The following is a 25209-nucleotide window of genomic DNA, read 5'->3' as shown; positions in this document are numbered from 1 at the left end:
TGGACCATCCCAGCATATGTGACGATTTGGTGCGATATTTGATTTTCTGTGAATCCCGACTACAGTGGCGACGCTCGCCCACGCTCCGCCGCCTGGGCCCATGAACGAAGAGGAACAACGGTGATCCAGAGCCCGAAGCCGCGCCGCAGCGCCCCCATCCGCGTGCTCCTCACGGGCGCGAACGGCGGTTACGGCCGCACGCTGCTCGACCAGCTGCGCCGCCTGCCCGACATGACCGCGACCCAGCTCGTCGATCCGGATGTCGCCGGCGTCACCCGCATGCTGCTGGAGCTCGGCGTGCCCGCCGAGTCGATCGCCACCCCCGTCACCGCGGCCGAGACCTCCGAGGCCCTCGCCGCCGGCCGGGTCGCGGCGATCGCCGCCGGCGACGCCATCGACTGGAGCGCCGTCGACATGCTCGTCGAAGCCACCGGACGCGTCGAGGCGGGCCACGCCTACGCCGACACCGCCCTCGAGCGGGGCGCCCACGTGGTGATGGTCAGCAAGGAGATCGAGTCGGTGGCGGGCGTCGCGCTCGCCGCCAAGGCCCGCGCGAAGGGGCTGCGCTACCTGCCGGGGGACGGCGATCAGCCGGCCGACCTCATCCGCCTCGTCGACTGGGTGCTCGCGTGCGGCTTCGACATCGTCGCGCTCGGCAAGTCGAGCGAGTACGACCTGAACTTCGACCCGGCCACCGGCGCCGTGAACCAGAACGGCACCGTGATCGACGCGCCCGCGCTCGCCGGGCTGCTCGCCCTCGGCGACGACCCGCACGCGACCCTCGCCGCCCGGGCGGATGCCGTCGCGGCGCTCAAGCGCAGTGCCGCCGCCGACTACTGCGAGATGAACGTGGTCTCGCTCTACACGGGCGGCGTCGCCGACGTGGAGGGCATGCACTACCCCGTCGCCCGCCCCGACGAGCTGGCCGACCTCTACGCCGAGCGCGAGCACGGCGGCCTCATCGGCCGCACCGGCGCCGTCGACGTGTTCTCGATGCTGCGCCTGCCCGGCGAGGCGAGCTTCGCCGGCGGGGTCTTCGCGATCGTGCGCACCGGCGACCCCGTCACCTGGGAGATCCTGCGCGGCAAGGGCCACGTCGTCAGCCGGGACGGGCGCTACGCCGCCATCTACTGGCCCTACCACTACATGGGCATCGAGACGCCGCTCACCATCGCGGCCGCCGTCGACGGCACGGCGAGCACGCCCGAGCCGCGCCAGCACACGATCCTCGCCGCCCGTGCGATCGGCGATCTCGAGCCGGGCACCTCGTTCCGCGTCGAGGGGCACCACCACGAGATCGCGGGCGTCGCCCCGGTCATCGTCGATCCCGACGCCGGCGAGATCGCCCCGTACTACCTGCTCTCCGGCGCCACGCTGCGCCGGCCGGTCGCCGCGGGCTCGCTCGTGACCCTCGACGACCTCAAGGGCGCGCCCGAGGCCGCCCTCGCCGCCTACCGCAGCGGACTCGCGCTGCCGCGCTGACCCCCACCCCCACCCCTCGAAACCAGGAGATCGACGACGATGCACCTTCACCACCACCCCATGACCGAGCGGATGGGGGCCCGCCCGTGAACGTGGAGATCGTCGCCCTCATCGTGCTGGTCGCCGTCTTCGCGATCTCGGCCATCCGCAACGTGCACATGGGCGCGCTCGCCTTCGTGGCCGCGCTCATGGTCGGCGTGCTGCTCGTCGGCGAGCCGCTCGACGACGTGCTCGGCGGCTTCCCCGTCGACGCGCTGCTGATCCTGCTCGGCATCACCTACCTGTTCGGCATCGCCCGCACCGTCGGCGCCGTCGACTGGCTGGTCGACCGCTCGGTCCGCCTCATCGGCGACCGGGTGGCGCTCATCCCGTGGGCGATGTGGATCGTCGGCACCCTCGTGGCCTGCCTCGGCACCTCGCACGCGGCCTTCACGATCGTGCCGATCGCGATGAGCCTCGCGCACAAGCACCGCATCCACTCGACGATGATGGGCATCGTCATGAGCTCGGCGATCGTCGGCGGCGCGCTCGCCCCGACGAGCATCGTCGGCATCACCGTGATGACCGTCGCGAACACCGCCGAGATCGCCTACAACCCGGCGCTCATGTTCGGGCTCTCGGTCGGCGTGAACGCGGTCGTGGTGCTCGCGGCCTTCCTCATGTTCGGCGGCCGCGGGCTCATCGCCCGCGGGCGCGCGGCTCGCAAGGATGCGATCGACGGCGGATCGCTCGGCAACGGCGGCGGCACCGCCGTGAAGACCGAGGTGCAGACCGAAGCCCCGAAGCTCACCGGCTACGGCGTGCTCACCCTCATCGCGATCCCCGTGCTCGTGGTGCTCTTCTTCACGCTCACCCTCAACGACGTCGACCTCAACCTCGGCGCCGTCGCGCTGACGCTGGCCGTGCTGCTCGCCTTCATCAAGCCGAAGGTCGGCAAGGAGGCCCTCGGCAAGGTCGACTGGAACACGATCCTGCTGCTCGGCGGCATCATCACCTACGTCGGCGTGCTCACGCGCCTCGGCGCCATCGACCAGCTCGGCGAGTTCGCCCGCTCGGTGGACGAGCCGCTCATCGCCGCCTTCGTGATGTGCGTCATCGCGGCGCTCGTGTCGGCCTTCGCCTCGACCATCGGCATCATCGGCGCCCTCGTGCCGCTCGCCGTGCCGCTGCTGATCCCGGGCGGCGGGCTCGAGATGACGGGCTTCATCTACGCGCTCGCCATCTCGGCCTCGCTGGTCGACTGCGCGCCCTTCGGCACGACCGGCGCGACCATCGTCGCCTCCACGCACGAGGACGACCGCCAGATGGTCTACCGGCACCTCACGATCTGGGGGCTCACCATGGTGGTGGTCGGGCCGGTCATCACCCTGGCGCTCTTCGTGGTGCCGTTCCTCTGGGCGTAGGCCTCCGCATCCGCTCGCACGGCGGCGCTCCTCATCACGAGGGGCGCCGCCGTCCGGCGTTGCGGGCGGCTACGCGGACTCGCGCACGACGAGCTCGCGCGCGACGGTGCGCGGCGCGGGCCGCTCGCCGCGCAGCACGGCGTCGGCGAGCTCGGCCGCGTGTGCGGCGAGGCCCGGCAGGTCGATCGCGAGCGTCGTGAGGGCGGGGGTCACGAGGGCGCTGACATCGAGGCCGTCCATGCCGACCACGGCGACGTCCTCCGGCACGCGGACGCCCCGCGCGCTGAGACCGCGCAGGGCGCCGATCGCGAGCACGTCGTTGAAGACGAGCACGGCGTCGGCTCTCGGCTCGGCGTCCAGCAGCGCCTCGGCCGCGCGCACGCCGTCGCCGTGGGCCGCCTCGATGACGAGCGGATGCGATCCCCGCTCGGCGAGCATCCGCTCGTAGGCGGCCGCGCGCACCGATCGCACCGGGCCGTGGTCGATCATGGCGATGCGGCGGCGCCCGCCGGCCAGCAGGTGCTCGACGGCGTCGCGCACCGCCGCCGGGTCGTCGATGCCGATGATCGCGTCACCCGCATCCGGCCGCCCCTCGCCGCTCGCGTCGCAGCCGGCGATGCCGTCGCCCTGCTGCGCGCCGATCTGCACGACGGGGATGGAGCCGAGCGCCGGGCGCAGCGCGCCGAGCGCCATGAAGGAGACCACCGCGTCGACGCGCAGGGCCAGCGAGGCGAGGCGCTCGGCGGCGACCGCGGGGTCGGCGCCGAGGTCGCTGAGCAGCACGCCCCAGCCGCGGCCGGCGGCGGCACGTGAGAACTCGCTCGCCAGCTCGGGGTAGTAGGGGTTGCGCAGGTCGTCGACGACGAGGCCGACGGTGATCTCGCGGCCGCGCACGAGACCCTGCGCGGCCCGGTTGGGCCGGTAGTTGAGCTGACGGGCGGCCTCCAGCACCCGTTCCCGGGTCGCGGCGTTCACGCCGGGGAGGTCGTTCATGGCGCGGGTGACGGTCTGCCGGGAGACCCCGACCGCGGCGGCGACGTCGAGGATCGTCGCGGGTCTCGACGCGGGTGCGCCATCGACCCCGGAGGCGGCGTCGGAGCCCTGCGCCGGCGGGGTCGGATGCGTTGTCACGGCCTCAGGATACTGATACCGTCGCCGTGACCGTGAACGTTCACGGTCGACACGCTCGTGAACGTTCACGACGCAGGCCCCACTCGGAAGGACGACGATGTCAGCCCACGACCACAACGATGCGACCGCGACCCGCTGGGCGGTGCTCGGCGCCGGATCCATCGCGCGCCGCTTCGTCTCGCAGCTGCCCTCCTCCGGCGGCGTGCTCGCCGCCGTCGGCAGCACCGACGCGGGCCGCGCGCAGGACCTCGCGACGTACGCCGCGGAGTTCGGCTTCGATGCCGTGCGCACGGGCACCTACGACGAGATCCTGGCCGACGCCTCGATCGACGCCGTCTACATCGCCACCGTGCACACCGGCCACGCGCACCTCGCGATCGCCGCCGCCGAGGCCGGCAAGAAGGCGCTCGTCGAGAAGCCCTCACCCCGAACCTCGGCACCACCATGGCCGTGGTCGACGTGGCCCGCAGCGCCGGGACCACACTGGTCGAGGCCTTCATGTACCGCTTCCACCCGCAGACGAAGGCGGTGCTCGACCTGGTCCGCGAGGGCGCCATCGGCGAGCTCGTGCACGTCGAGGCGTCCTTCGCCTTCCAGACCGGCGCGCGCGAGGGCCGGCTCTACGACCCCGCCACCGCGGGCGGCGGCATCCTCGACGTCGGCGGATACCCCGTCTCCTTCGCCCGCGCCGTGGCCGGCGCCGCGCAGGGGTCCGCCTTCGCCGACCCGATCGAGGTGACCGGCGCCGGCACCATCGGCGAGACCGGCGTGGACGAGTGGGCGGTCGCGCAGCTGGTCTTCGCCAGCGGCGCCACGGCGACCGTGCGCTCGGGCGTCGCGCTCGAGGACGAGAACACCGCCACCATCCTCGGCTCCAAGGGCAGCATCCGTCTGACGGACCCGTGGACGCTCACCGAGGCGCAGCGCTTCGAGATCCGCATCGTCGGCGAGCAGCCGCGCACGGTCGAGTTCTCCGGAGTGGAGCCCTACGGCCTCGAGGCCGCGGCGACGGCAGCGGCCGACCTCGAGACCGCGGAGGTCTCGCTCGACGACACCCTCGGCAACGCCAAGGTGCTCGATCAGTGGCGCGCCGCCCTCGAGCTGCGCTACCCCTTCGAGACCGAGACCAGCGACATCCCGACCGTCACCGGCCGTCCGCTCGCCCGCCGCGCCGACGCGCCGATGCCGTACGGCGAGATCGCCGGCCTCGACAAGCCCGTCTCGCGGCTCGTCATGGGCGTCGACAACCAGGCGGACCTGGCCCACGCATCCGCCATCTTCGACCACTTCTTCGAGCAGGGCGGCAACACCTTCGACACCGCCTGGCTCTACGGCGGCGGCGAGCTCGAGACCCGCTTCGGGCAGTGGGTGCGCAACCGCGGCGTGCGCGAGGACGTGGTGGTCATCACCAAGGGCGCGCACACGCCCTTCAACGACCCGGAGTCGGTGAGCCGCCAGCTGCTCGAGAGCCTCGAGCGCCAGGGCACCGACTACGCGGACATCTACATGACCCACCGCGACAACCCCGCGGTGCCGGTCGGCGAGTTCGTCGACGTCATCGACGAGCACATCCGCGCCGGCCGCATCCGGGTCGCAGGCGCCTCCAACTGGACGCCGGAGCGCTTCGACGCCGCCAACGAGTACGCGACGGCGAACGGCAAGCACGGCTTCACGGTGCTGTCGAACCACTTCGGCCTGGCCGAGGCGCTCGATGTGCCGTGGGCGGGCTGCGAGCACGTGACCGACCGTGCCTCGAAGGCGTGGCTGGAGGAGCGGAACGTGACGCTGCTGCCGTGGTCGTCGCAGGCGCGCGGCTTCTTCACGGGCCGCGCCCGCCCGGACGTGACGACGGATGCGGAGCTGGTGCGCTGCTACTACAGCGACGAGAACTTCGAGCGCCTGCGCCGGGCCGAGCAGCTCGCCGCCGAGTTCGGCGTGCCGGCGACGGCCATCGCGCTGGCCTACGTGCTCGCGCAGCCGTTCCCGACGTTCCCGCTCTTCGGCCCGCGCACCATCGCCGAGGCGCGCTCGTCGATGACCGGCCTCTCGGTGACGCTCACGCCCGAGCAGGTGGCCTGGCTCGACCTGCGCGACTGATCCCGCACACGCAGAACGCCCCCGCTCCAGGAGGAGCGGGGCGTTCCCGTGTCAGCAGCGGATCAGAGCGTGCTGGCGAAGGGGTCGAAGTCGACCGGCACGGTCGGCACGGGGGCCGAGATCGAGCTGGCGACCTTGAGGAACTCGCCGCTGGCGGCGGACTCCTGCGCGGAGAGCATGACGTCGAGCACGTGGTAGCCGAGCTCGCCGGTGGCCACGTGCGGACGGTCCTCGGCGATGGCGCGCACCATGTCGAGCAGGCCGAGGCCGCGGCCGGTGACCACGCCCTCCTGCTCGATGTCGATGAACTCCTGGCCACCCCAGTCGCCGTCGGCGAGCTTCGTCTGCGCCTTGACGTACTGGATCCTGCCCTCGAACATGTTCGGGTCGGGGATGATGATCGAGCCCTCGGTGCCGTGGATCTCGAAGACGCCGTGGCGCTCGAGCGCCGAGTCGAAGCTCAGCAGGCTGGCCGACTGGGCGCCGCTCTCGAAGCCGGCGATGACCTGCAGCGAGGTGGGCACCTCGACGGGGAAGGTCTCCCCCGCCTTGGGGCCCGAGCGGATGACGCGCTCCTCGAGCTTCTTGCGGCCCACGGCGGCGACGCGGTCGACCGAGCCGAGCAGGCTCACGAGGCCCGTGAAGTAGTACGGGCCCATGTCGAGCAGCGGGCCGGCGCCGTTGGCGAAGAGGAACGCGGGGTCCGGGTGCCACAGGTCCGGGCCCACGGTCTGGAACGTGGTCGAGGCGAACATCGGCTCGCCGATGACGCCCGCCTGGATCGCGCGCTTGGCGGACTGGAAGCCCGGGCCGAGCACGGTGTCGGGCGCCTGGCCGACGCGCAGGCCCTTGGCCGCCGCGTCCTTCAGCAGCTGCGCGGCGCCGTCGCGGTCGAGGCCGATCGGCTTCTCGCTCCAGACGTGCTTGCCGGCGGCGATGGCGGCCGAGGAGACCTCGATGTGCGCGGCGGGGATCGTCAGGTTGACGACGACCTGCACGCCCGGGTGGGCGAGCACGTCGGCCGCCGAGCCGTGCGCGGGGATGTTGTGCTTCTTCGCCTGCGACTCGGCGCGGTCGAGCAGCAGGTCGCCGACGATGAGCACCTCGACGTCCGGGAAGGAGCCCAGGTTCTCGAGGTAGGTGTCGCTGATGACGCCGACGCCGATGACGCCGATCCCGATGGGGCCGCTCATGCGACGAAGCCGCCCTTCGTGAGGAACTCGTAGCTCGCCTGGATGTCCTCGAAGACGTCGCCAGGGGCGTTGTCGTACTCGATGACGGCGTACTTGATGGCGCCCTCGCCGGCCTTGAGCGACTCGGCGAGCGGCACCTCGGCGGTGCCGGCGTGGCGCTGGTCGAGGCTGGACGAGGCGAACGCCTCGGCGCCGGGCGCCCAGGGGTTGCTCTTCGGGGCGATGCCGTCCTTCACGTGCACCGCCACGAGGCGCGAGCCGAGCGACTTCACGAGCTCGGGAGCGTCCTGGCCGCCCGCGATCGCCCAGAAGAGGTCGAGCTCGATCTCGACGCGGTCGTCGGTGAGCTCGACGAAGCGCTCGTAGGCGGTCTTGCCGTCGAAGGAGGCGACGAACTCCTGCGCGTGGTTGTGGTAGCCGACCGTCAGGCCGAAGCCGGCGGCGACGTCGGCGGCCTTGTTGAGGCGCTCGGCGATGTCGGCGACGCCCTCCTCGGTGAGCCAGCGCTCCGGAGCCACGAAGGGGTCGATGACCGTCTTCATGCCGATGGCGGCGGCGGCCTCGAAGACGACCTCGGGGGCGGGGGTGGGGATGGAGCCGTCGGGCGTCCACAGCTCGTCGGAGAGCAGCGGGGCGTGGCCGGTGGGCGAGGCGAGGCCGCTCGCGTCGAGCGCGGCGCGGATCTCGGCGGGGCGGCGGACGAAGTCGAAGGCCTCGACGTTCTTCAGGCCGATGGCGGCGAGCTTCTCGAGCGAGCCGTTGGGGTCGTCGGAGAACTCCTTGGCCAGCGTGTAGAGCTGGACGGAAGCGACGGGAAGCGCCACGAGGGACCTTCTTTCGTACATCGTTGTCGTGTTGAGGTCGGCACATCGGAGTGCCGTTCACCGAAGCTACCAGAAAAGCCTCCGCGTGGAGGTATTTATGGGATACGTTGACACGATGACCAGCGACGAGGCTCCCGTGATCGGCCGCAGCGGCTCCTACGCCAAGGGCGTGGCCCGCCGCCGGGAGATCCTCGACCGCGCGATCGAGGTCTTCACCGAGCGCGGCGCCGACGGCACCTCGCTGCGTCGCATCGCCCAGGCGCTCGGCGTCTCGCACGCCGCCCTGCTGCACTACTTCGACTCCCGCGAGCAGCTGCTCGTCGCCGTCTACGAGCACGCCGAGGCGCGACGCGACGAGGCGAACGCGCAGCACCGGCCCGCGCTGGCGACCGACGTGATGGTGCGCGCCGCGGTTCAGAACGTCGAGGTGCCCGGACTGGTGCAGCTCTACTCCACCCTCGTCGCCGCCTCGCTCGAGGCCGACAGCACGGCGAGCAAGGCCTTCTTCACGCACCGCTTCGAGGCCGTGCGCGCCGCGCTCACGGAGGACCTCGCGCGGGACCAGGCGGCCGGGCTCGTGCGGGACGACGTCGACCCTGCGCGCATCGCAGCGCTCATCGTCGCCGCATCCGACGGCCTGCAGATCCAGTGGCTGCTCGAGCCGTCCATCGACCTGCAGGAGACGCTGCGCTCCTTCACCACGCTGCTGGCTCCGCCGCAGCCGTCCTGAACCGAGGATGCGGCCGCGACCGGGTGGTCGCGACCGCATCCGCTCATCCGCTCGACGGCGTCAGCGCACCTTCTTGATCGGGATGATGACCAGCGCTCCGATGAGCGTGACCCCTCCCGCCGCCCAGAGCATGGCCTGGTAGTTGTACTCGGCGCCGGACTGCACGCCCATCGTCAGGAAGACGAGCGCGAGCGGCGAGGCGACCGACTGCGGGAGGGCGTTGGCGATGTTGATGACGCCCAGGTCCTTGCCGGGGCGCTCCGGGTTCGGCAGCACGTCGACGATCAGCGCGTTGTCCACGGCGGTGTAGATGCCGTAGGCGAAGCCCAGCAGCAGCTCGGCCCAGTAGAAGTGCGACAGGTCGTTGGCCTGCGCGAGCACGACGAGGCCGATCGCCGTCATGGCGGTCGAGCCGCCGACGAAGATCTTGCGGCGGCCGAGCTTGTCGCTGAGCCATCCGGAGACGGCCGCGCTGACGAGCAGTGCGATCGTGTAGATGAGCACGCCGTTGGCGACCGCGAGGGTGGCGTCCTGCACGGTGAGGCCGAGGTGCTGCTGCATGTAGAGCAGTCGGAACGTCGTGAACATGAACGTGCCGAGCGTGATCAGGAACCGCGACCACCAGGCGAAGCCGAAGTCGGGGTTCGTGAACGGGTTGGTCCAGAAGGAGCCGATCAGCGAGACGATGTTGAGCGGCTTGACCGTGTGCTCCGGCACCTCGTCGCGGGCGACGATCGCGTACCAGACGATGGCGATGACGGCCAGGATGCCGGGCGCGATGAAGAGCACGGGCAGGTTGCCCACCAGCAGCACGGAGGCGTAGGTGCCGGTGAGGATCGCGGTGTTCTGCGCGATGGCGATGACGCTGGAGCCCTTGCCGCGCTGGAACTCGGGGACGTTGTCGGCGAAGCTCGCGACGAGCGCGGCGAGCACCGCGTTGGCGGCGACCTGCGTGCCGACCCAGCCGATGGTCAGGGTGAGCTGGTCCTGCGCGAAGGCGACCACGGCGAGTCCGACGAGGAACACCGCGATGCCGCCGATGAGCCACGGGCGGCGGCGGCCCCAGCGCGAGCGCGTGCGGTCGCTCAGCTGACCGGCGAGCGGATTGGCGATGAGCGCACCGAGGGCGCCGAACGGCAGCACCGCGGCGATGAGCTCGGCGGCGTTGTCGGGTGCGAGCTCCTGCACCTTGAGCTGCATGCTGAGCAGCACCGGGGTGAGCAGCGCGACGAACAGCCCGAACTGCGCGGCGAAGAGCCCCGCGAAGTACCGCTTGCCGACGGGGACCGTGCTGACCGGCCGCGTGAGCGGATGCTCGACGTGCGCGGGATCGGTGCTTGCCATTGACGCCTCCTTGAGTCCAACAAACCGACCAGTGGTCGGCGTTGCGAGATCTTATGCGCGCGCATCCTGCGCCGCAAACGCTCGACCGACGGATGTCGTCGGCGGATCGGCGTCTCGAACCGCCGGATCCCCCGGATTGTCGACACTCGACACGGCGCGACGGAGCGTCGCGGGAGCATGCGCCGATTCGAGCTCCTCCGGCGTGTCGCGGCGGCGGAGACGCCGCGGTCCGATCGGAGCGGACGTCCCGACCGGCCCGGAAGGGAGGGTCGGGCGGCGACCTGGGAGTCCGTCAGTCGAGGGGCGAGGTCGCTCGATCGCGGCGCTCGGCGCCCATCGACTGCCACGCCCCACCCGGGCCGATCAGCACCTGCCAGATCCAGCCGGCGCCCTCCTCGACCGAGGGGCGGGGCTCGCGGGCGATCCAGGCTCGCAGCACGCCCACGACGGAGCCGGCCAGCCCGGCGGCGGCGACGTCGAGGGGCACGTCGGTGAACGCATCCGTCCCCGTCTGCGCCAGCGCGCTCGCGGCGAGCGCCTCGATGCTCGCGTGCAGCCGGTCGGAGGCCACGGCCGAGCCGTGCGGTCCGAGCACGCGCCGGTAGACCTCGGCGTTCGCATCGAAGTGGCGCAGGTAGGCGATGAGCGCCTGCGGCGGCTCGGCGATGAGCTCGAGCAGCTCGGGCAGCTCGGCGCCCTCCTCCTCGGCGAGCGCGTCGAGCGCGTCGGCGAGCAGCGTCTCCTTGTCGGAGTAGTGCAGGTAGAAGCTGCTGCGGGTGACCTCCGCGCGCTCGACGACGTCGGCGATGGTCACCGCCTCGAGCTCGCGCTCGCGGACCAGCCCGAGCAGCGCCTGCTGCAGCGCGCGGCGGGTGCGCGCGATCCGGGGGTCCATGCTCCGATCCTGCCAGCTGAACCGGATGCTCGCTGCGAGTTCCGAGACATCCGTCTTTTTCTGCACACCTGTCTCATAGAGTGGATCGCACCCCACCCCCTCCACCCGAAAGGTCCTGCCTCCATGGCGAACCTCCTCTACCGCCTGGGCCGGTTCTCGGCCCGCCGCGCCTGGCTCGTGCTCGTCGGATGGCTGGTGACGCTCGGCCTCGCCGGCGGCGCCTTCCTCGCCTTCAGCGGCACGCTGGCGACCAGTTTCAGCATCCCCGGCACCGAGACGACGCGCGTCACCGACCAGATCGCCGACGAGCTCGGCGGAGCCGCGGGCGCGAACGGCACCGTCGTGTTCCAGAGCGAGGACGGCGAGGCGTTCACCGAACCGCAGCAGCGGGAGATCACCGCGCTGCTCGACTCGCTGACCGACCTCGAGGGCGTGAACCAGGTCGTCGACCCGTTCGCGACCGAGCAGCAGCTCGAGGCGCAGCGCACCGAGCTCGAGCAGGGCGCCGCCCAGCTCGACGCCGGGCGCACGCAGCTCGAGGCCAGCCGCGCCGAGCTCGACGCCGGCCAGGCGCAGCTCGACGCCGGTCGGGCGCAGCTCGAGGCGGCGCTGGCCCAGGCGCAGCAGTCCGGGCCCGCCGCGGCCGCGCAGGTGCAGGCGCAGCTCGACGGGCTCGCCCCGCAGCAGGCGCAGCTCGACGCGGGTCGCGAGCAGCTCGAGAGCGGCGAGGCCGAGCTCGAGGCGAACGCCGCCCAGCTGGAGGACGGCCAGCGCCTGCTCGACGCCGCCGCGGGCATCCGCACCGTCTCGGAGGACGGCGCCACCGCCATGGGCTCCGTCGTCTTCGACGACGACCAGTTCAGCCTGCCGGCCGAGATCAAGACGGCGGTCGTCGACGCGCTCGACGCCGCGAGCATCGACGGCGTGACCATCGACTGGGACAGCACGCTGGCGCAGTCCGTCGACGGCCTCGTCGGCCCCGGCGAGATCATCGGCGTCGTCGTCGCGCTGCTCGTGCTCATCATCATGCTGCGGGTGCTGCTGCCCGCGTTCATGCCGATCATCGCGTCGATCGTCGGCGTCGGCGTCGGCGTGGTCGGCTCGCTCGCGCTCTCCGGCGTCGTGGAGATGTCGTCGGTCACCCCCGCGCTCGGCGCGATGGTCGGCCTCGCGGTCGGCATCGACTACTCGCTGTTCATCCTGCACCGCCACCGTCGCCAGCTGCTGCAGGGCATGGAGGCGCACGAGTCCATCGGCCTGGCCAACGGCACCGCCGGCAACGCGGTGGTCTTCGCCGGTGCGACCGTCATCGTGGCGCTGCTCGCCCTGAACATCACGGGCATCGGCTTCCTCGGCGTGATGGGCACCGTCGGCGCGGTCTGCGTGCTCATCGCCGTGCTCGTCGCGGTCACCCTCACCCCGGCGCTGCTCGGGCTGCTCGGCCTGCGCCTGCTGCCGAAGAGGCAGCGAGCGCGGGTAGGCCACCACTCGCACGCCGCGGTCGAGCCGAAGCCGATGCGCACCGGTGCGGCGGTCGTCCGCGTGCTCGTCGGCGCGGTCGCGCTGCTCGTCGTCGCCATCCCCGCGCTCGACATGCGCCTCGGCCTGCCCGACGGCTCCACCGAGGCGCAGGACACCACCCAGTACCGCGCGTACGCGGCCATCGACGAGGCGTTCGGGGCCGGGCAGAGCGGACCGATCGTGGTCACCGCATCCCTCGACGACCCGGTCGCCGAGGACGCGCTGGTCGGCGCGCAGGCGGACGTCGCGGACTTCCTCATGGGCCAGGAGCACGTCACCGCCGTGGCGCCCGCCGCCACGTCCGACGACCGGGGCTTCCTGCTCTTCCAGGTGATCCCCTCCGACGGCCCGTCGAGCGTGGACACGGAGGAGCTGGTCACCGGACTGCGCGCCCTCAGCCCGGTGGACGTGGACGGCGTCGGCACCGTCGAGCTGGGCGTCGCCGGCCAGGCCAGCGCCAACATCGACGTCTCCGCCAAGCTCGCCGATGCCCTGCCCGTCTATCTCGCGGTGGTGGTGGGCCTGTCGCTGCTGATCATGATCCTGGTGTTCCGCTCGCTGCTCGTGCCGCTCATCGCCACCGGCGGCTACGTGCTCTCGCTCGTCGCGGCCTTCGGCGGCATGGTCGCGGTCTACCAGTGGGGCTGGCTCGCCCCGGTGTTCGGCGTCGAGGCGACCGGCCCGCTGCTGAGCTTCGCGCCGATCATCATCATGGGCGTGCTGTTCGGCCTGGCGATGGACTACCAGCTGTTCCTGGTCAGCGGCATGCGCGAGGCGTACGTGCACGGCCTGCCCGCACGGCAGGCGGTGACCGCCGGGTTCCGCAACGGACGCGCGGTCGTCACCGCGGCGGCCATCATCATGGTCTCCGTCTTCGGCGGCTTCGTGTTCTCGCACATGGCGATGATCCGTCCGCTCGGCTTCGGCCTCGCGTTCGGCGTGCTCTTCGACGCGTTCGTGGTGCGCATGCTCATCGTGCCGGGGCTGATGCACCTGTTCGGCCGGTCGGCCTGGTACCTGCCGAAGTGGCTCGACCGCATCCTGCCCGACGTCGACGTGGAGGGCGCCGCGCTCGAGCGCGCGCATCCCGTCCCTCGCTGACGGCTCCCCGAGGGCGTCGCATCCGAGCGGATGCGGCGCCCTCCGCGGGTGCGGCGCACCCCAGTTCGGGGCCATGGGACGACCTTTTGGGATCAAACGCCGTGCAGACCGGGCGCCGGGGTGGATGATCGCCGTACCCGTCCGAGCGAGGGAGCCGTCCGTCATGCAGCAGAGGTCCCGTACGGGAGGAGCGCCGACGAGGCTCGCCCTGCTCGTGCGCACGCAGGCGCCGTTCACGGCATGCGTCGCGGTCGTCACGGTCGCGACCGCGCTGATCGCGCCCGAACGGCTGCTCCACGTGCAGTTCCTCGTCGGTCTGGCCCTCGTCGCGGCGGCGATCCTGCTGACGCTCGCGGTGCCGTGGGAGCGCCTGCATCCGCTCTGGCGCCTGGTGCTCGTCGACCTCAACCTGACCACGGTCGGTCTGCTGCTGCACGTCGTCGGCGACGTGCTCAACGCGACCTACCTGCTGCTCTCGTTCCCGCTCCTCTGGTTGGCGTTCGCCTTCGGCCGCACGGGTGCGGTGCTGGCGCTGGTCGGCTCGGTGGTCGTCATCTGGGTGCCCGACGCCATCAACGGCGACGTACCGACCGATGCACGCGCCGTGGTCGAACTGCTCACCCTGACCCTGCTCACGGTCGCGGTGGTCTCGGTGGTCGCCGCGCAGGCGCACCGGTTCAAGCTCTCGCAGCTCGCGGTCGAGAGCGCCGCGCGCGACCGCGAGGAGGCGGTACGCGATCGCGAGCAGGCCGTCATGGAGCAGGAGCGGGCCGGCGTGATCCTGCGCACCGTCGCCGACGAGGTGAACGTGGCGCTCGCGTTCCTCGACGAGGAGCACCGGGTGATCCTCGACAACCGCGTCTCCCGCGAGCTGGCGCATCTGGCCGGCTTCGACCCCGACACCGGAGCGCTCGAGCACGCCTACGATGCCGACGGGTTCACGCCGCTGCCGCCGGAGCGCCAGCCGGTCGTGCGCGTGATCGGCGGGGAGACCATCCGCGACGTCCTCTACTGGGTCGGACCGCCCGGACAGCAGCGGGCGACGCTGAACAACGGTCGACCGGTCATCGACGAGCACGGCCGCTACCGCGGCGCGGTGCTCGTCGGGCACGACGTGACCGAGCTGCTCGAGGCCGTGCGATCGCGCGAGGCGTCGCTCGCCACGCTGAGCCACGAGCTGCGCACGCCGCTGACCGCGATGATCGGGCACCTCGAGCTGCTCGAGGACAGCGAGCTGCCCGACGGCGTGCGCCGCCCGCTGCGCGCGATGAGCCGAGGCGCCGAGCAGCTGCAGGACCTCGCGGAGCGCTTCCTGGCGGCGAGCAGCACAGCGCCGACGCCCCGACCCGTCAGCCTCTCCGCTCGCGATCTCGTCGAGCGGGCCGCCGAGCAGCTGCCGGATGCACCACGCGTGCCCCTGCGCGTCGCCGTGCCCACCGGGACGCCGGTGCACGCCGACCCCGTGATGCTCGAACGCGTGCTCGTCATCCTGCTGCGCAACGCCGTGTCGTACACGACGGAGGGCTCCATCGAGGTGGATGCGGAGCGCCGGGAGGGCGGCACGACCCTCATCGTGCGCGACACCGGCATGGGCGTGCCCGCCGACGACCTGCCGCGCATCTTCGACCGGTTCCATCGCGGCGCCAACGTGGTGCGCCACGAGATCCGGGGCACCGGGCTGGGTCTCGCCGTGGCGCGCGGGCTCGTCGGTGCGCACGGCGGCACACTGACGGTCGCGAGCGTGGAGGGCGTCGGCACGACCGTGCGCGCATCCTTCCCCGGACCGGCCTGAGCGACCTGCGTCGACCGCGAGGCGGGCATCATCGGGCGGGCCTGGCTGCCCGGCAGCCTGCTCGCTGCCCTGGACGCCAGCCCTGAAGCCGGAGCGCTCCCCACGGGCCCCACGAAGACCGAGCGCTTCCGGACGGTGTTGCGTGCGAGCGGGGTCGAGACCCCCAGTGCGAGGGCCGCGCGGGCCACGGACGCCGTCGAGCAGGCGGCACGCGGGGGCGCGGCGATGCCGCCCGATCCCCGCAACGACGGGGATCGAGGGCTCCTTGGTGAACTCCCAGCGAAAATAACGGTTCGATAACTTGCCGCCGTTACCGGCTCGTTATACATTCATTCCTGCGGAGGTTGTTTGCTGTGGCAGCCGAAGCGGAATGTGATTGCAGGACACTCTTGGTGCAAGGGAGAGGGCCGGTCGTTCGCCTCGACGACCGGCCCTCCATCCGTTGCCGCGGGCTCCCTACAGTGGTCCCATGAGCGAGAAGACGCTGGCGATCGACGCGTGGGAGGCGCTGTTCCGCGCGCAGGTGACCGTGATGCGGCAGCTCACCGCCGAGTTCCCCACCGACGTGCTGTCGATGAACGAGTACGACGTGCTCTTCAACCTCTCCCGCTGCCCCGGGCGCGCCCAGCGCATCCGCGATCTCAACCGTCACCTGCTGCTCACCCAGCCCAGCGTGAGCCGCCTCATCGACCGGCTCGCCGGCCGCGGCCTCGTGTCCAAGCATTCCGACCCCGGCGATGCGCGCGGCATCGTCGTGGGGCTCACCGACGACGGCTACGACCTCTTCCGGCAGGTCGCCGTCACCCACTCCGCATCGATCAGCCGCATCATGACGGCGGCGCTGCCGGCCGACGAGCTCGAGCAGCTGCAGCGCATCGCCGACACCCTGCGCGACGGGGTCGAGCGCGCATGACCACCCTCGTCTGGCTGCGGCAGGACCTGCGCCTGGCCGACAACCCAGCGCTGCGCGCCGCGGTCGACCGCGGCGAGCCCGTCGTTCTGCTCTACGTGCTCGACGACACCACCGTGCGCCCGCTCGGCGGCGCCTCCCGCTGGTGGCTGCACCACTCGCTGCACGAGCTGGGCGAGCGCGTGGCCGACCTCGGCGGCGCGCTCGTGCTGCGCCGGGGCCCCGCCGCCGAGGTCGTGCCCGACGTGGTCCGGCAGCTCGGCGCCGACACCGTCGTCTGGAACCGCCGGTACGGCAAGGCGGGACGGGAAGCGGATGCGGCCCTCAAGGAGGCCCTGCGCGCGGACGGCGTCGAGGTCGAGAGCTTCCAGGCGAACCTGCTGCACGAGCCGTGGACCATCCGCACCGGCCAGGGGAACCCCTTCCAGGTGTTCACCCCGTTCTGGAAGGCCTGCCTGGCCGAGCCGGAGCCGCGGTCGCCGCTGGCCGCACCCGACGCCATCCGCCCGCCCGACGACGTGCCCGCCTCCGATCCGCTCGACGACTGGGGGCTGCTGCCCACGAAGCCGGACTGGGCCGGCGGGCTGCGCGAGCACTGGACCCCCGGCGAGGTCGACGCGGGCCGACGGCTCGACCGCTTCGCCGAGGAGGTGCTGCAGGACTACGGTCTGCGCGACGAGCCCGCGCAGGAGGCCGGCTCGCGGCTCTCGCCCTCGCTGAGCTTCGGCGAGATCAGCCCCTTCCAGATCTGGGACCGGATGCGGCGCGACCTCTCCCCCGCCGCTCGCCGCGAGAAGTCGAAGTTCCTGAGCGAGATCGGCTGGCGCGAGTTCCACCACCACGTCCTGTTCCACAGCGAGGACTACGCCACGATCAACTGGCGTCGCAGCTTCGACGACTTCCCGTGGGAGCAGCCCGACGCCGATGAGCTCGAGCGCTGGCAGCAGGGACGCACCGGCATCCCGATGGTCGACGCGGGCATGCGGCAGCTCTGGACGACCGGGTTCATGCACAACCGCGTGCGCATGGTCGCGGCCAGCTTCCTCATCAAGAACCTGCTCGTCGACTGGCGCATCGGCGAGCAGTGGTTCTGGGACACCCTGGTCGACGCCGACGAGGCCAGCAATCCCGGCAACTGGCAGTGGGTGGCGGGGTCGGGGGCGGATGCGGCGCCGTACTTCCGGATCTTCAACCCGGTGACGCAGGCGGAGAAGTTCGATAAGGACCGCAACTACCTGCGGGAGTGGATCCCCGAGCTCGACACCGACGAGTACCCGGAACCGATGGTCGATCTGAAGGCATCGCGCCAGGCGGCGCTCGACGCCTACGAGGTGGTCAAGCGGCGCTGAGCCGCAGGGCCATGAAGGTGCTCAGGGGATCGGGCGCGTAGTCGCCGAACGGTCCGGTCTCGGCGAAGCCGTGGCGGGCGTAGAGCCGCCGGGCGGCGGCGAAGTACTCCATCGAGCCGGTCTCGAGGTGCACGCTCGCGACGCCGCGCTCGCGCGCGACCTGCAGCAGGTGCCCGAGCATCGCGGCGCCGACGCCGCGACCGCGGGCCGCGCGCACGGTGCGCATGGTCTTGAGCTCGGCCGCGTCGTGGCCGAGCGCCTTGATCGCGCCGCAGCCGAGCAGGGCGCCGTCGTCGTCGCGGGCCGTGAAGAAGACGACGTCGGGGTGCCGCAGCCCCTCGTCGCTCAGGGCGTGCACGCTCTCGGGGGGCGACGTCGCGAACATGTCGTCGAGGTGCTCCCGGATGAGGTCCTGGACGTCCGGGGCGTCGAGGTCGCCGGCTTCGATGCGCATGGGCCCAGGGTAGGCGGGGCTGATTACGCGGGGGTTTCGGGATGCGCCGGTGCGATGCGGGTGGCGACGCGACCTGCATCCGCGCGCATCGGAGCGTCCCCGGCACCCGGATCAGCGGCGGAGGGAGCGGATGCGGCGGGCCACCGCGCGCACGGCGGCCACCGCGAACGAGACCGCCAGCGCGACGCCGATGACGATCTGCACCAGCAGCATCACGATGCCGAGGCCGAGCAGGAAGAGCCCGCGGCGTGCGAGCGCGGAGAGGCGGACCGGGCGCGCGGGCACGGCGCGAGCGCGGTCGCGCGGTCCGGCGGCGACGCTGATGCGGACGGGGGCGGTCTGCGGTGCGGCGAGGGCCACGACGGTTCCTTCGGACGGCTGCGGGCTGGCGGTCGTTCCAGCCTGGCGCGGCCGACGGCGCGGGGCATCGGCCCGGGGTGCCGCGGGCATCATCCCCTGGTCCCATCCGGGCACGCGGAGACCGGCCCGCCGGCCCGCTCGTGCGCGTCTCGACGGTCACTCGAGGCGCGCGCGGTGTTCGATTCGGAGGAGACGCATCCCGCGCCGGCGTCAGCTGACGGGAAGAACGCCGTGCCGACGCGCCCAGACGGGCCCGGCTCCTCCGAATCGCACAGGGGGCGCGGGGCGGGGCGTGCGCGGGGTGGGGGGCGGGGCGGGTCAGCGGAGGCGGTAGGCGGCGACCGTAACGGCGAGGGTGGCGTGGATCGACTCGGGCAGGGCGGCGAGGCGCTCGTCGAGCAGCGCGGGCTCGGCGTGGAAGGCGCTCGGACCCATGAGCACGAGGTCGCGGGCGGCAGCGCGGTCGAGCCGCAGCTCGCGGCGCACCGCGCGCACGGCGCCGCGCTCGAACGCGCCGAGGCGCTCTGCGAGGCGCTCCTGCTTGCGCGGGTCGACCCGCAGCATGCCCAGCGGCTCGACGAGCTCGGCGAGGTGGTCCGCCTCGGGTACCGCCACGAGCAGCACGCCGCCGGGGGCGAGCACGCGGGCGAGCTCGTCGGCGTTGCGGGGTGCGAAGACGCTCAGCGCCACGTCGACCGAGCCCTGCTGCAGCGGCAGCCCGGCCCAGGCGTCCGCCACGATGCTGGCGAGCCGCGGATGCGCGCGCGCCGCCCGCGCGGCCGCCGCCTTCGAGAGGTCGAGGCTCAGGCCCCGGGCCGCGGGCAGCGCGTCGAGGACGCGGGCCGCGTACCAGCCCGTGCCACCGCCCACGTCGAGCACCAGCCGGGCGCCCGGCGCCTCGGCGGCGGCTGTCTCGGCGAGCGCCGCGGCGGTCGGGACGTGCCAGCCGCCGTCGAGGAAGCGCTCGCGGGCGGCGACCATGGCGGCGGTGTCCGACTCGAAGGGGGTGCGGCCGGCGAGCAGGGTGAGGTGCCCCTGGCGGGCGCGATCGAAGCGGTGGCCGGCGTCGCAGCCGATCGCGGCGCCGTGCATCCGCAATCCGCCGCCGCAGACGGGGCACGCGAGCGCCGCGAGGGTCTCGTCGGGGATCGGCGCGGCGGGCATCCGGTCAGCGTAGCCGGGCGGATCGGAGCCCGCTCCCTACTCCTCCAGGTGCCCCAGCAGCGGCTGGGGCACGAAGCGGGCGCTTGCCCGGGACGCCGCCTCGAGCTCGACCACCGCGATGGTGTTGCGGCCGGCGCGCAGCACCGGGCCCGGCACGTAGAGGGTGCGCTGCGGGCCGTTGCGCCAGTAGCGGCCGAGCAGGAAGCCGTTGACCGTGACGACGCCGCGGCCCCAGCCGTCGGTGTCGAGGAACAGGTCGGTCGGGCGCTCCAGGTCGAAGGCGCCGGCGAGCACGGCCGGACCGACGACCGGCCGGCCCGGCGCGGCCTCCGCGGCCAGCGACTCGCCGCGGCGAGCGAGCTCGGCGACGTCGACCGGGCTGGCCGTCCATCCGGTCAGCGGGTGCCCGTCGAGCAGCGGCGTGCCGATGAGGCCCTTCGGCTCGCCGAGACGCTCGTCGTAGTTCACCCGGCCCTGCTCCTCCACGACGATGCGCAGGTGGCGGCCGGGCGGCAGCGCGATCGAGCGCTCCTGCAGTGCGCGCAGCATCCGTCCGACCGGACGTCCGTCCACCTCCACCCAGGCGGCGTCGCGCACGTCGTCGAACGCGAGCACGCGGGCCGCTTCGTGCGGCCCGGGCAGCTCGACGTCGTAGCGCAGCAGGCCGCCGAGGTGCTCGAGCTCGTCGAAGGTGGCCGGTGCGTCCTGCGCGGGCAGCGACTCGGCACGGCCGAAGGGGTCGGTGTCGACCGCCGCGAGCGGCACCTCGAGCGCGGGTGCGGGCTGCGGCGCCGGGGGCTGCTCGTCGGGTACCGGCGCGTAGCGGGCGATGACCTCGCGGAAGGCGCGGTACTTCTCCGTCGGCCGGCCCGCCTCGTCGAGCGGGGCGTCGTAGTCGTAGGAGGTGAGGATGGGCACGTAGCGGCCCTTGTGGTTGGCGCCGTTGGTGAGCCCGAAGTTGGTGCCGCCATGGAACATGTACACGTTGACGGAGGCGCCCGCCGCGAGTAGCGCGTCGAGCTCGGCGGCCGCATCCGCTGCGCTCGTGGTGTGGTGCGGGCCGGTCCACGAGTCGAACCAGCCGTCCCAGAACTCGGAGCACACGAGCGGACCGGTCGGCTGATGCTCGCGCAGGGTCGCGAGGCGCTCGGCGGCGCGCGAGCCGAACGAGCCGCTGAGGTGCGCCCCGGTGACGCTGCCGTCGCGCAGCATCTGCGGCTGCGGCTGGTCGACCGTGGTGAGGGGCACCGTGATGCCGGCCGAGCGCGTGAGCCGCACGAGGTGCTCCAGGTAGGCGGTGTCGTCGCCGTAGGCGCCGTACTCGTTCTCGATCTGCACGAGGATCACGTTGCCGCCGCGGTCGATCTGCCGCGGCGCCACGATCTCGTAGACCCGCTCGAGGTAGCGGGAGACCTCGGCCAGGTAGGTCGACTCCGAGCGGCGCAGGCCGATGCCGGGCAGCGCGGTCAGCCAGGTCGGCAGCCCGCCGTTGTGCCACTCGGCGCAGATGTAGGGACCGGGGCGCACGATCGCGTGCATGCCCTCCTCGGCCACCAGGTCGAGGAAGCGGCCGAGATCGTTCGCACCGGTCGCGTCCCACTCGCCCCGCACGGGCTCGTGCGCGTTCCACGCCACGTAGGTCTCGATCGTGTTGAGCCCCATTAGGCGCGCCTTGCGGATGCGGTCGGCCCAGTGCTCCGGGTGCACCCGGAAGTAGTGCAGCGCACCGGCCAGGATCCGGTGGGGCCGGCCGTCCAGCAGGAAGTCGGCCTCGCCGATCTCGAACGTGCTCACGCGGATGATGCTCCTCGGTCCTCGTCGATCAGGGTGCGGGGTCGCGCCGGAGCCCCGACGGACGAGCCTAGGCGCGCACCGACGGCGGCGGCGGGATCGCCGCGCTTGCCGACGGCTCCACCCGTCGGCGCCCCGGCGTCATCCCCCGAGCCGACGCGGGGAAGACGCGCAGCGACGAGCATGGCCGCATGACCACCGCATCCGCTCGCCCCCCGCTGCCCACCGTGATCGGAATCGGCGCCGCCGGCATGCTGCTCACCGGCGCGTCGGTGGCGCTGCTGACGCTCGCGTGGTCGTCGGAGGAGACCTGGCTGGCGACGGCGCGCCTGGCGCTGCTCTTCCTCGGGGCGCTCCTCGTCTCGGTCGCCGGCGGGCTGCTCCTCGTCCGTCGCGGCGACCTGCGCGCCGGACCGGCCGCCGTCGCAGCGGTCGCGGCCGTGCCGGCCTGGACGTTCGGCGCCCTGGCGACCGCCTCGTGGGGCATCGGCATGGAGGAAGCGGATGCGGGCGGGGCCGGCACCTGGTTCGGCCACGCGACCTTCGCGTTCCTGCTCGCCGCGTGGGCCTTCGGCGCCGGCGCGTGCCTGCCGCCCGCGCTGGTCGCTGTACGGGGCCTCCGCTCGACGGCGTTGCGGCTGGTGCTCGCGCTGGTCATCGCGGTGCCGACGTCGCTGACCATCGGCCTGCTCTCCGCGCAGGGCGCCGGCCCGCTGCTGGGCGGTGCTGCGGTGCTGCTCCTGGCGACGCTCCAGGGGAGGGCGTCGTCCGACCCTGCACCGGCAGCGGTTCACACCGCGGAGATCGGGGTGACCGCGCCCCTCGATCGCCGGCAGCGGCGGACCGTCACCGCCGTCGCCGTCGGCTCCGCAGCGCTCGGGCTCGGCTGCGTGGTGCTCGCGCTCGCGGGCAGCGTCCTGCTGCCCGCTCTCGGGGATGCGACCGAGACGATGCGGCTCGGCATCCTCGCCGGATCGATCGCCGCCATCCCCGTGGTCGCGGCCGGCGCCGCCGCCCTGCGTCCCAAGCTGGGCCGGGCGGTGCTCCCGCCGGCCGTGGCCTTCACCGGCGCGCTGCTCGCGCTGGCCGCCGGCTACGCGCTCGACCAGGCGCATCCGCTGGCCTCGCCGGCCCTGCTGCTCGCCGCGGGCCTCACCGGGCTCGGTGGCGCGCTGCTCCTCGCGCCGCTGCTGCCCGGGGGCCGCGCCGTGCGGGCAGCACTGGTCGCGGCGATCGCCGTGGCCCTCGCCGCGTCGTTCGGCATGCTGATCATGATGGCGGCGTTCGCCGCGCCGCTGCTCGGCCTGCTCGTCGCGCTGCTGGCCAACCGCCGAGCGCGAACCGCGCGCAGCGTCGGGCCAGCAGCAGCCACGTCTGGTTGAACCAGTCTGGAAGACCAGGAGAGCGGCTCGCTTTCGCGAACCGCTCTCCGACTGTCTCAACACAGTGTGCGCCCGAAGGGACTCGAACCCCTAACCTTCTGATCCGTAGTCAGATGCTCTATCCGTTGAGCTACGGGCGCAGGCAACTCGAACAACATACATGAGGTTCAAGCCTTCCGCCAAATCTGGCGGCCGCGGAGACGGCGGGATTTGAACCCGCGGTCCCCTTGCGGGGACTCCACCTTAGCAGGGTGGTGCACTCGACCGGACTATGCGACGTCTCCAAGTACCGCACCAGCATAACGGCATCCGGGGGCGGTCTCGACCACGTCAGCCCTGCAGGCGCTCGCGCAGCCCCTTCAGGTTCGCCAGCGGCACCCAGTAGCTCTGCGCCGGGGTGTCGAACACGATGCCGGTGACGCCCCGCGAGGCGTAGGACGCCGCCCAGTCGACGGCCCGGGGCAGCGGCACCGACATCTGCCGGGCGGCCTCCTCCTGGGTGAGGTTCGCGTTGCGGGCGCCGATCACCGCGCGCTCCGGGCTCGTGAAGGCGAAGAGCATCGGACCGGACCGCAGCCGCGCGACGTAGGGCGAGGGCGACTCGGCCGGGCCACGGGCGATGAAGGTCCAGCGGTCGAGGCGCAGCACGGCGCCCCACAGCGCCGCGATGGCCGCCGGGTCGCTCGGGTCGGCGCGCAGTCGCTCCGCGAGGCGGTCGATGCCGGCGAGGCGGGCGGGCGATGGAGCGGATGCGGTCATGAAGTGGCCTTCGGAGGGAGCGGATGCGGGTGCCCGCCGATCCTGGCGGGCCGAGGTGGACGGATCGCTCAGTTGGCGACCGAGCAGGTCTGCTGCGCCGCACTCTGGCCGACCAGGCCCTCGATGACGGTGCTGTCGGTCTCGACCGGCGCCGGGGTGCCGCCGTCGTCGGCCGCCTCGGTCGGCGGCGGGGTCTGCTCCGGCTCGGCCGGCTGCTCGCCCTCGGGGGCGCCCGGGTCGACGACCTCGGCGCCGACGCCGACGCTGTCCTCGCCGAGCGCGAAGGGGATGTCGTTCGCGAGGCGGTCCATCAGCTCGTCCGCCTCCGAGACGATCGGCTGCAGCTTGCCGGCGTAGATGCCGCTCGAGCCGAAGGTCGACGGGTAGCGCACGAAGTTGATGTTGTTCAGGTCCATGCCGCGCAGCGTCTGCGCGATCGAGACCATCGTGTTGACCTGCGCGAGACCCGACGAGAGCGTCATGTTCTGCGTCGCCGCCGAGGCCAGTCCGTAGAGCTTGGTCGGGTCGTTGAGCGTGCCGTCGCCCGTGATCGTGCGCACGAGCGACGACAGGAAGGCCTGCTGCGAGCTGATGCGGCCGAGGTCCGAGCCGTCGCCGACGCCGTGGCGGGTGCGCAGGAACTCGAGCGCCTGCTGGCCGGAGAGCGTGTGCTCGCCCTCCGAGAGGTAGGTCTCGGTGTACCGGTCGGCGATGTCGCCACCGGTAATGCAGACGGGCACGCCGCCGACCGCATCCGACATGCCGATCACGCCGGTGAAGGTCACCATGGCCGCGAACGGGATCTCGAGCCCGGTGAGCTCCTCGACCGTGAGCACCGTGCAGGGCAGGCCCCCGTAGCCGAGGGTCTCGTTGATCGGGCGACCCGCCATCGCGGAGTAGTAGCCGGTGCCGCTCTCGCGGGGGCACGACGGGATCGGCACGACCAGGTCGCGCGGGATGCTCACGACGGTCATGTTCGTGTGATCGGCCGAGATGTGCACGAGCATGTTGACGTCGTTGAGGTTGCCGGTCTCGACGCCGCCGCCGACGTCGCCCTGGCCCTCGCGGGTGTCGGTGCCCACCAGCAGCAGGTTGACGCCGCCCTCGAAGTCGCCGATCTGGGGCAGCGGGGCGCCCTGCTCCTCGCCCTCGAGCGCCACCACGTCGATGTCGTTGACGAGCTTGGTGCCCGCGTACACGACGACCGCGGTCGTGCTCACCGCCAGCACCGTGACGACGGCGGCGAGCAGCTTGACGACGCCGACCCAGGTGCGCGGCTCGCGCAACCGGCCGTGCCTCGCGATGCCGGGGCGGGAGGCGGAGCGTCGCTGCCGCGTGGCGGTCTCGGTCATCGTGCGTTGCGTCCTCTCCGGCGTCGGGGTTCGCGCCGTGCGGGCGTCGTTCTGACTGGTGCAGCGGAGGGCGTGGGATTCGAACCCACGGGGCATTGCTGCCCACTGGTTTTCAAGACCAGATCCTTCGGCCGCTCGGACAGCCCTCCCGGATGGTGCGCGACGCGCGCGGGCG

The 25209-nt window shown here is 72.6% G+C and carries 20 protein-coding genes, 3 tRNA genes and 1 pseudogene; 10 read left to right on the top strand and 14 right to left on the bottom strand.

Annotation, left to right across the window (positions count from 1 at the left end; translation table 11 throughout):
- Positions 1 to 120: 120 nt before the first annotated feature.
- Together QQK26_RS11875 and QQK26_RS11870 are read left to right on the top strand one after the other, a co-directional pair.
- The gene (locus QQK26_RS11875; RefSeq protein ID WP_284233008.1) at positions 121 to 1482 is read left to right on the top strand and encodes a homoserine dehydrogenase; all 1362 of its coding nucleotides are present in this window, start codon (positions 121 to 123) and stop codon (positions 1480 to 1482) included.
- A gap of 86 nt (positions 1483 to 1568) precedes the next feature.
- Entirely contained in the window at positions 1569 to 2885 is a 1317-nt protein-coding gene (locus tag QQK26_RS11870; protein ID WP_284233006.1) for an SLC13 family permease, read from the top strand.
- Positions 2886 to 2954: 69 nt separating this feature from the next.
- Here the strand turns inward: QQK26_RS11870 and QQK26_RS11865 are convergent, their stop codons facing one another.
- Complete coding sequence (locus QQK26_RS11865) at positions 2955 to 4016, bottom strand: LacI family DNA-binding transcriptional regulator (RefSeq protein WP_284233005.1); 1062 nt, start codon at positions 4014 to 4016, stop codon at positions 2955 to 2957.
- 97 nt (positions 4017 to 4113) lie between these two features.
- Here QQK26_RS11865 and QQK26_RS16230 point away from each other — a divergent pair.
- Positions 4114 to 4377: pseudogene (locus tag QQK26_RS16230) on the top strand (Gfo/Idh/MocA family oxidoreductase); the annotation flags it as partial.
- A gap of 83 nt (positions 4378 to 4460) precedes the next feature.
- The gene (locus QQK26_RS11860) at positions 4461 to 6113 is read left to right on the top strand and encodes an aldo/keto reductase (protein ID WP_348520010.1); all 1653 of its coding nucleotides are present in this window, start codon (positions 4461 to 4463) and stop codon (positions 6111 to 6113) included.
- Between the two features lie 62 nt (positions 6114 to 6175).
- Here QQK26_RS11860 and QQK26_RS11855 read toward each other — a convergent pair whose 3' ends face one another.
- Both QQK26_RS11855 and QQK26_RS11850 read right to left on the bottom strand, forming a co-directional pair.
- Entirely contained in the window at positions 6176 to 7306 is a 1131-nt protein-coding gene (locus QQK26_RS11855) for a Gfo/Idh/MocA family protein (RefSeq protein WP_284233003.1), read from the bottom strand.
- Positions 7303 to 8130, bottom strand: coding sequence for a sugar phosphate isomerase/epimerase family protein (locus QQK26_RS11850; protein ID WP_284233001.1), 828 nt, complete (start codon positions 8128 to 8130; stop codon positions 7303 to 7305). The genes QQK26_RS11855 and QQK26_RS11850 overlap by 4 nt, the downstream gene beginning before the upstream one ends.
- Positions 8131 to 8245: 115 nt before the next feature.
- On the opposite strand from QQK26_RS11850, the gene QQK26_RS11845 reads away from it, so the two are divergent.
- The gene (locus QQK26_RS11845; protein WP_431308036.1) at positions 8246 to 8860 is read left to right on the top strand and encodes a TetR/AcrR family transcriptional regulator; all 615 of its coding nucleotides are present in this window, start codon (positions 8246 to 8248) and stop codon (positions 8858 to 8860) included.
- Between the two features lie 60 nt (positions 8861 to 8920).
- On the opposite strand, the gene QQK26_RS11840 is transcribed toward QQK26_RS11845, so the two are convergent.
- Both QQK26_RS11840 and QQK26_RS11835 read right to left on the bottom strand, forming a co-directional pair.
- On the bottom strand, positions 8921 to 10204 hold the full coding sequence (locus tag QQK26_RS11840) for an MFS transporter (protein ID WP_284232995.1): 1284 nt from the start codon (positions 10202 to 10204) through the stop codon (positions 8921 to 8923).
- A 292-nt stretch (positions 10205 to 10496) separates the two neighbouring features.
- Complete coding sequence (locus QQK26_RS11835; RefSeq protein WP_284232993.1) at positions 10497 to 11099, bottom strand: TetR/AcrR family transcriptional regulator; 603 nt, start codon at positions 11097 to 11099, stop codon at positions 10497 to 10499.
- Between the two features lie 123 nt (positions 11100 to 11222).
- Here QQK26_RS11835 and QQK26_RS11830 point away from each other — a divergent pair, with 123 nt between their 5' ends.
- The 4 genes from QQK26_RS11830 to QQK26_RS11815 all read left to right on the top strand — a co-directional run bounded on the left by QQK26_RS11830 (position 11223) and on the right by QQK26_RS11815 (position 17772).
- Positions 11223 to 13721: an MMPL family transporter gene (locus QQK26_RS11830; RefSeq protein WP_284232992.1), complete on the top strand. Its 2499-nt coding sequence runs from the start codon at positions 11223 to 11225 to the stop codon at positions 13719 to 13721.
- Positions 13722 to 13884: 163 nt separating this feature from the next.
- Complete coding sequence (locus tag QQK26_RS11825; RefSeq protein WP_284232991.1) at positions 13885 to 15513, top strand: sensor histidine kinase; 1629 nt, start codon at positions 13885 to 13887, stop codon at positions 15511 to 15513.
- A gap of 469 nt (positions 15514 to 15982) precedes the next feature.
- Positions 15983 to 16426 (top strand): MarR family winged helix-turn-helix transcriptional regulator, encoded by a 444-nt coding sequence (locus QQK26_RS11820; protein ID WP_284232989.1) that lies wholly within the window; start codon positions 15983 to 15985, stop codon positions 16424 to 16426.
- A complete protein-coding gene (locus QQK26_RS11815) occupies positions 16423 to 17772 on the top strand; it encodes a cryptochrome/photolyase family protein (protein ID WP_284232987.1) in 1350 nt (449 codons plus the stop codon). Before QQK26_RS11820 ends, QQK26_RS11815 begins: the two co-directional genes overlap by 4 nt.
- On the opposite strand, the gene QQK26_RS11810 is transcribed toward QQK26_RS11815, so the two are convergent.
- The 4 genes from QQK26_RS11810 to QQK26_RS11795 all read right to left on the bottom strand — a co-directional run bounded on the left by QQK26_RS11810 (position 17759) and on the right by QQK26_RS11795 (position 21544).
- Positions 17759 to 18226 carry a GNAT family N-acetyltransferase gene (locus QQK26_RS11810; RefSeq protein ID WP_284232985.1) on the bottom strand — a complete coding sequence of 156 codons (468 nt, stop codon included), beginning with the start codon at positions 18224 to 18226 and terminating at the stop codon, positions 17759 to 17761. The two genes, QQK26_RS11815 and QQK26_RS11810, sit on opposite strands and share 14 nt — an antisense overlap.
- Before the next feature lie 111 nt (positions 18227 to 18337).
- The gene (locus QQK26_RS11805; protein ID WP_284232982.1) at positions 18338 to 18586 is read right to left on the bottom strand and encodes a hypothetical protein; all 249 of its coding nucleotides are present in this window, start codon (positions 18584 to 18586) and stop codon (positions 18338 to 18340) included.
- A gap of 318 nt (positions 18587 to 18904) precedes the next feature.
- Positions 18905 to 19750 carry a methyltransferase domain-containing protein gene (locus QQK26_RS11800; protein WP_284232980.1) on the bottom strand — a complete coding sequence of 282 codons (846 nt, stop codon included), beginning with the start codon at positions 19748 to 19750 and terminating at the stop codon, positions 18905 to 18907.
- A gap of 36 nt (positions 19751 to 19786) precedes the next feature.
- Entirely contained in the window at positions 19787 to 21544 is a 1758-nt protein-coding gene (locus tag QQK26_RS11795) for a glycoside hydrolase family 35 protein (protein ID WP_284232978.1), read from the bottom strand.
- 188 nt (positions 21545 to 21732) lie between these two features.
- On the opposite strand from QQK26_RS11795, the gene QQK26_RS11790 reads away from it, so the two are divergent.
- The gene (locus QQK26_RS11790; RefSeq protein WP_284232976.1) at positions 21733 to 22923 is read left to right on the top strand and encodes a hypothetical protein; all 1191 of its coding nucleotides are present in this window, start codon (positions 21733 to 21735) and stop codon (positions 22921 to 22923) included.
- A 67-nt stretch (positions 22924 to 22990) separates the two neighbouring features.
- Here QQK26_RS11790 and QQK26_RS11785 read toward each other — a convergent pair.
- The 5 genes from QQK26_RS11785 to QQK26_RS11765 form a co-directional block, all read right to left on the bottom strand.
- Positions 22991 to 23063: transfer RNA gene (locus QQK26_RS11785), tRNA-Arg, on the bottom strand.
- A 55-nt stretch (positions 23064 to 23118) separates the two neighbouring features.
- Positions 23119 to 23207: transfer RNA gene (locus tag QQK26_RS11780), tRNA-Ser, on the bottom strand.
- A 46-nt stretch (positions 23208 to 23253) separates the two neighbouring features.
- Entirely contained in the window at positions 23254 to 23682 is a 429-nt protein-coding gene (locus QQK26_RS11775) for a hypothetical protein (RefSeq protein WP_284232973.1), read from the bottom strand.
- Between the two features lie 68 nt (positions 23683 to 23750).
- Positions 23751 to 25034: an LCP family protein gene (locus QQK26_RS11770; RefSeq protein WP_284232971.1), complete on the bottom strand. Its 1284-nt coding sequence runs from the start codon at positions 25032 to 25034 to the stop codon at positions 23751 to 23753.
- 64 nt (positions 25035 to 25098) lie between these two features.
- Positions 25099 to 25183, bottom strand: a tRNA-Ser gene (locus tag QQK26_RS11765).
- Positions 25184 to 25209: the final 26 nt, after the last annotated feature.

The organism is Arenivirga flava (assembly GCF_030161575.1).
Classification (GTDB): Bacteria; Actinomycetota; Actinomycetes; order Actinomycetales; family Microbacteriaceae; genus Arenivirga; species Arenivirga flava.
This window is presented reverse-complemented; position numbering and strand designations above follow the sequence as displayed.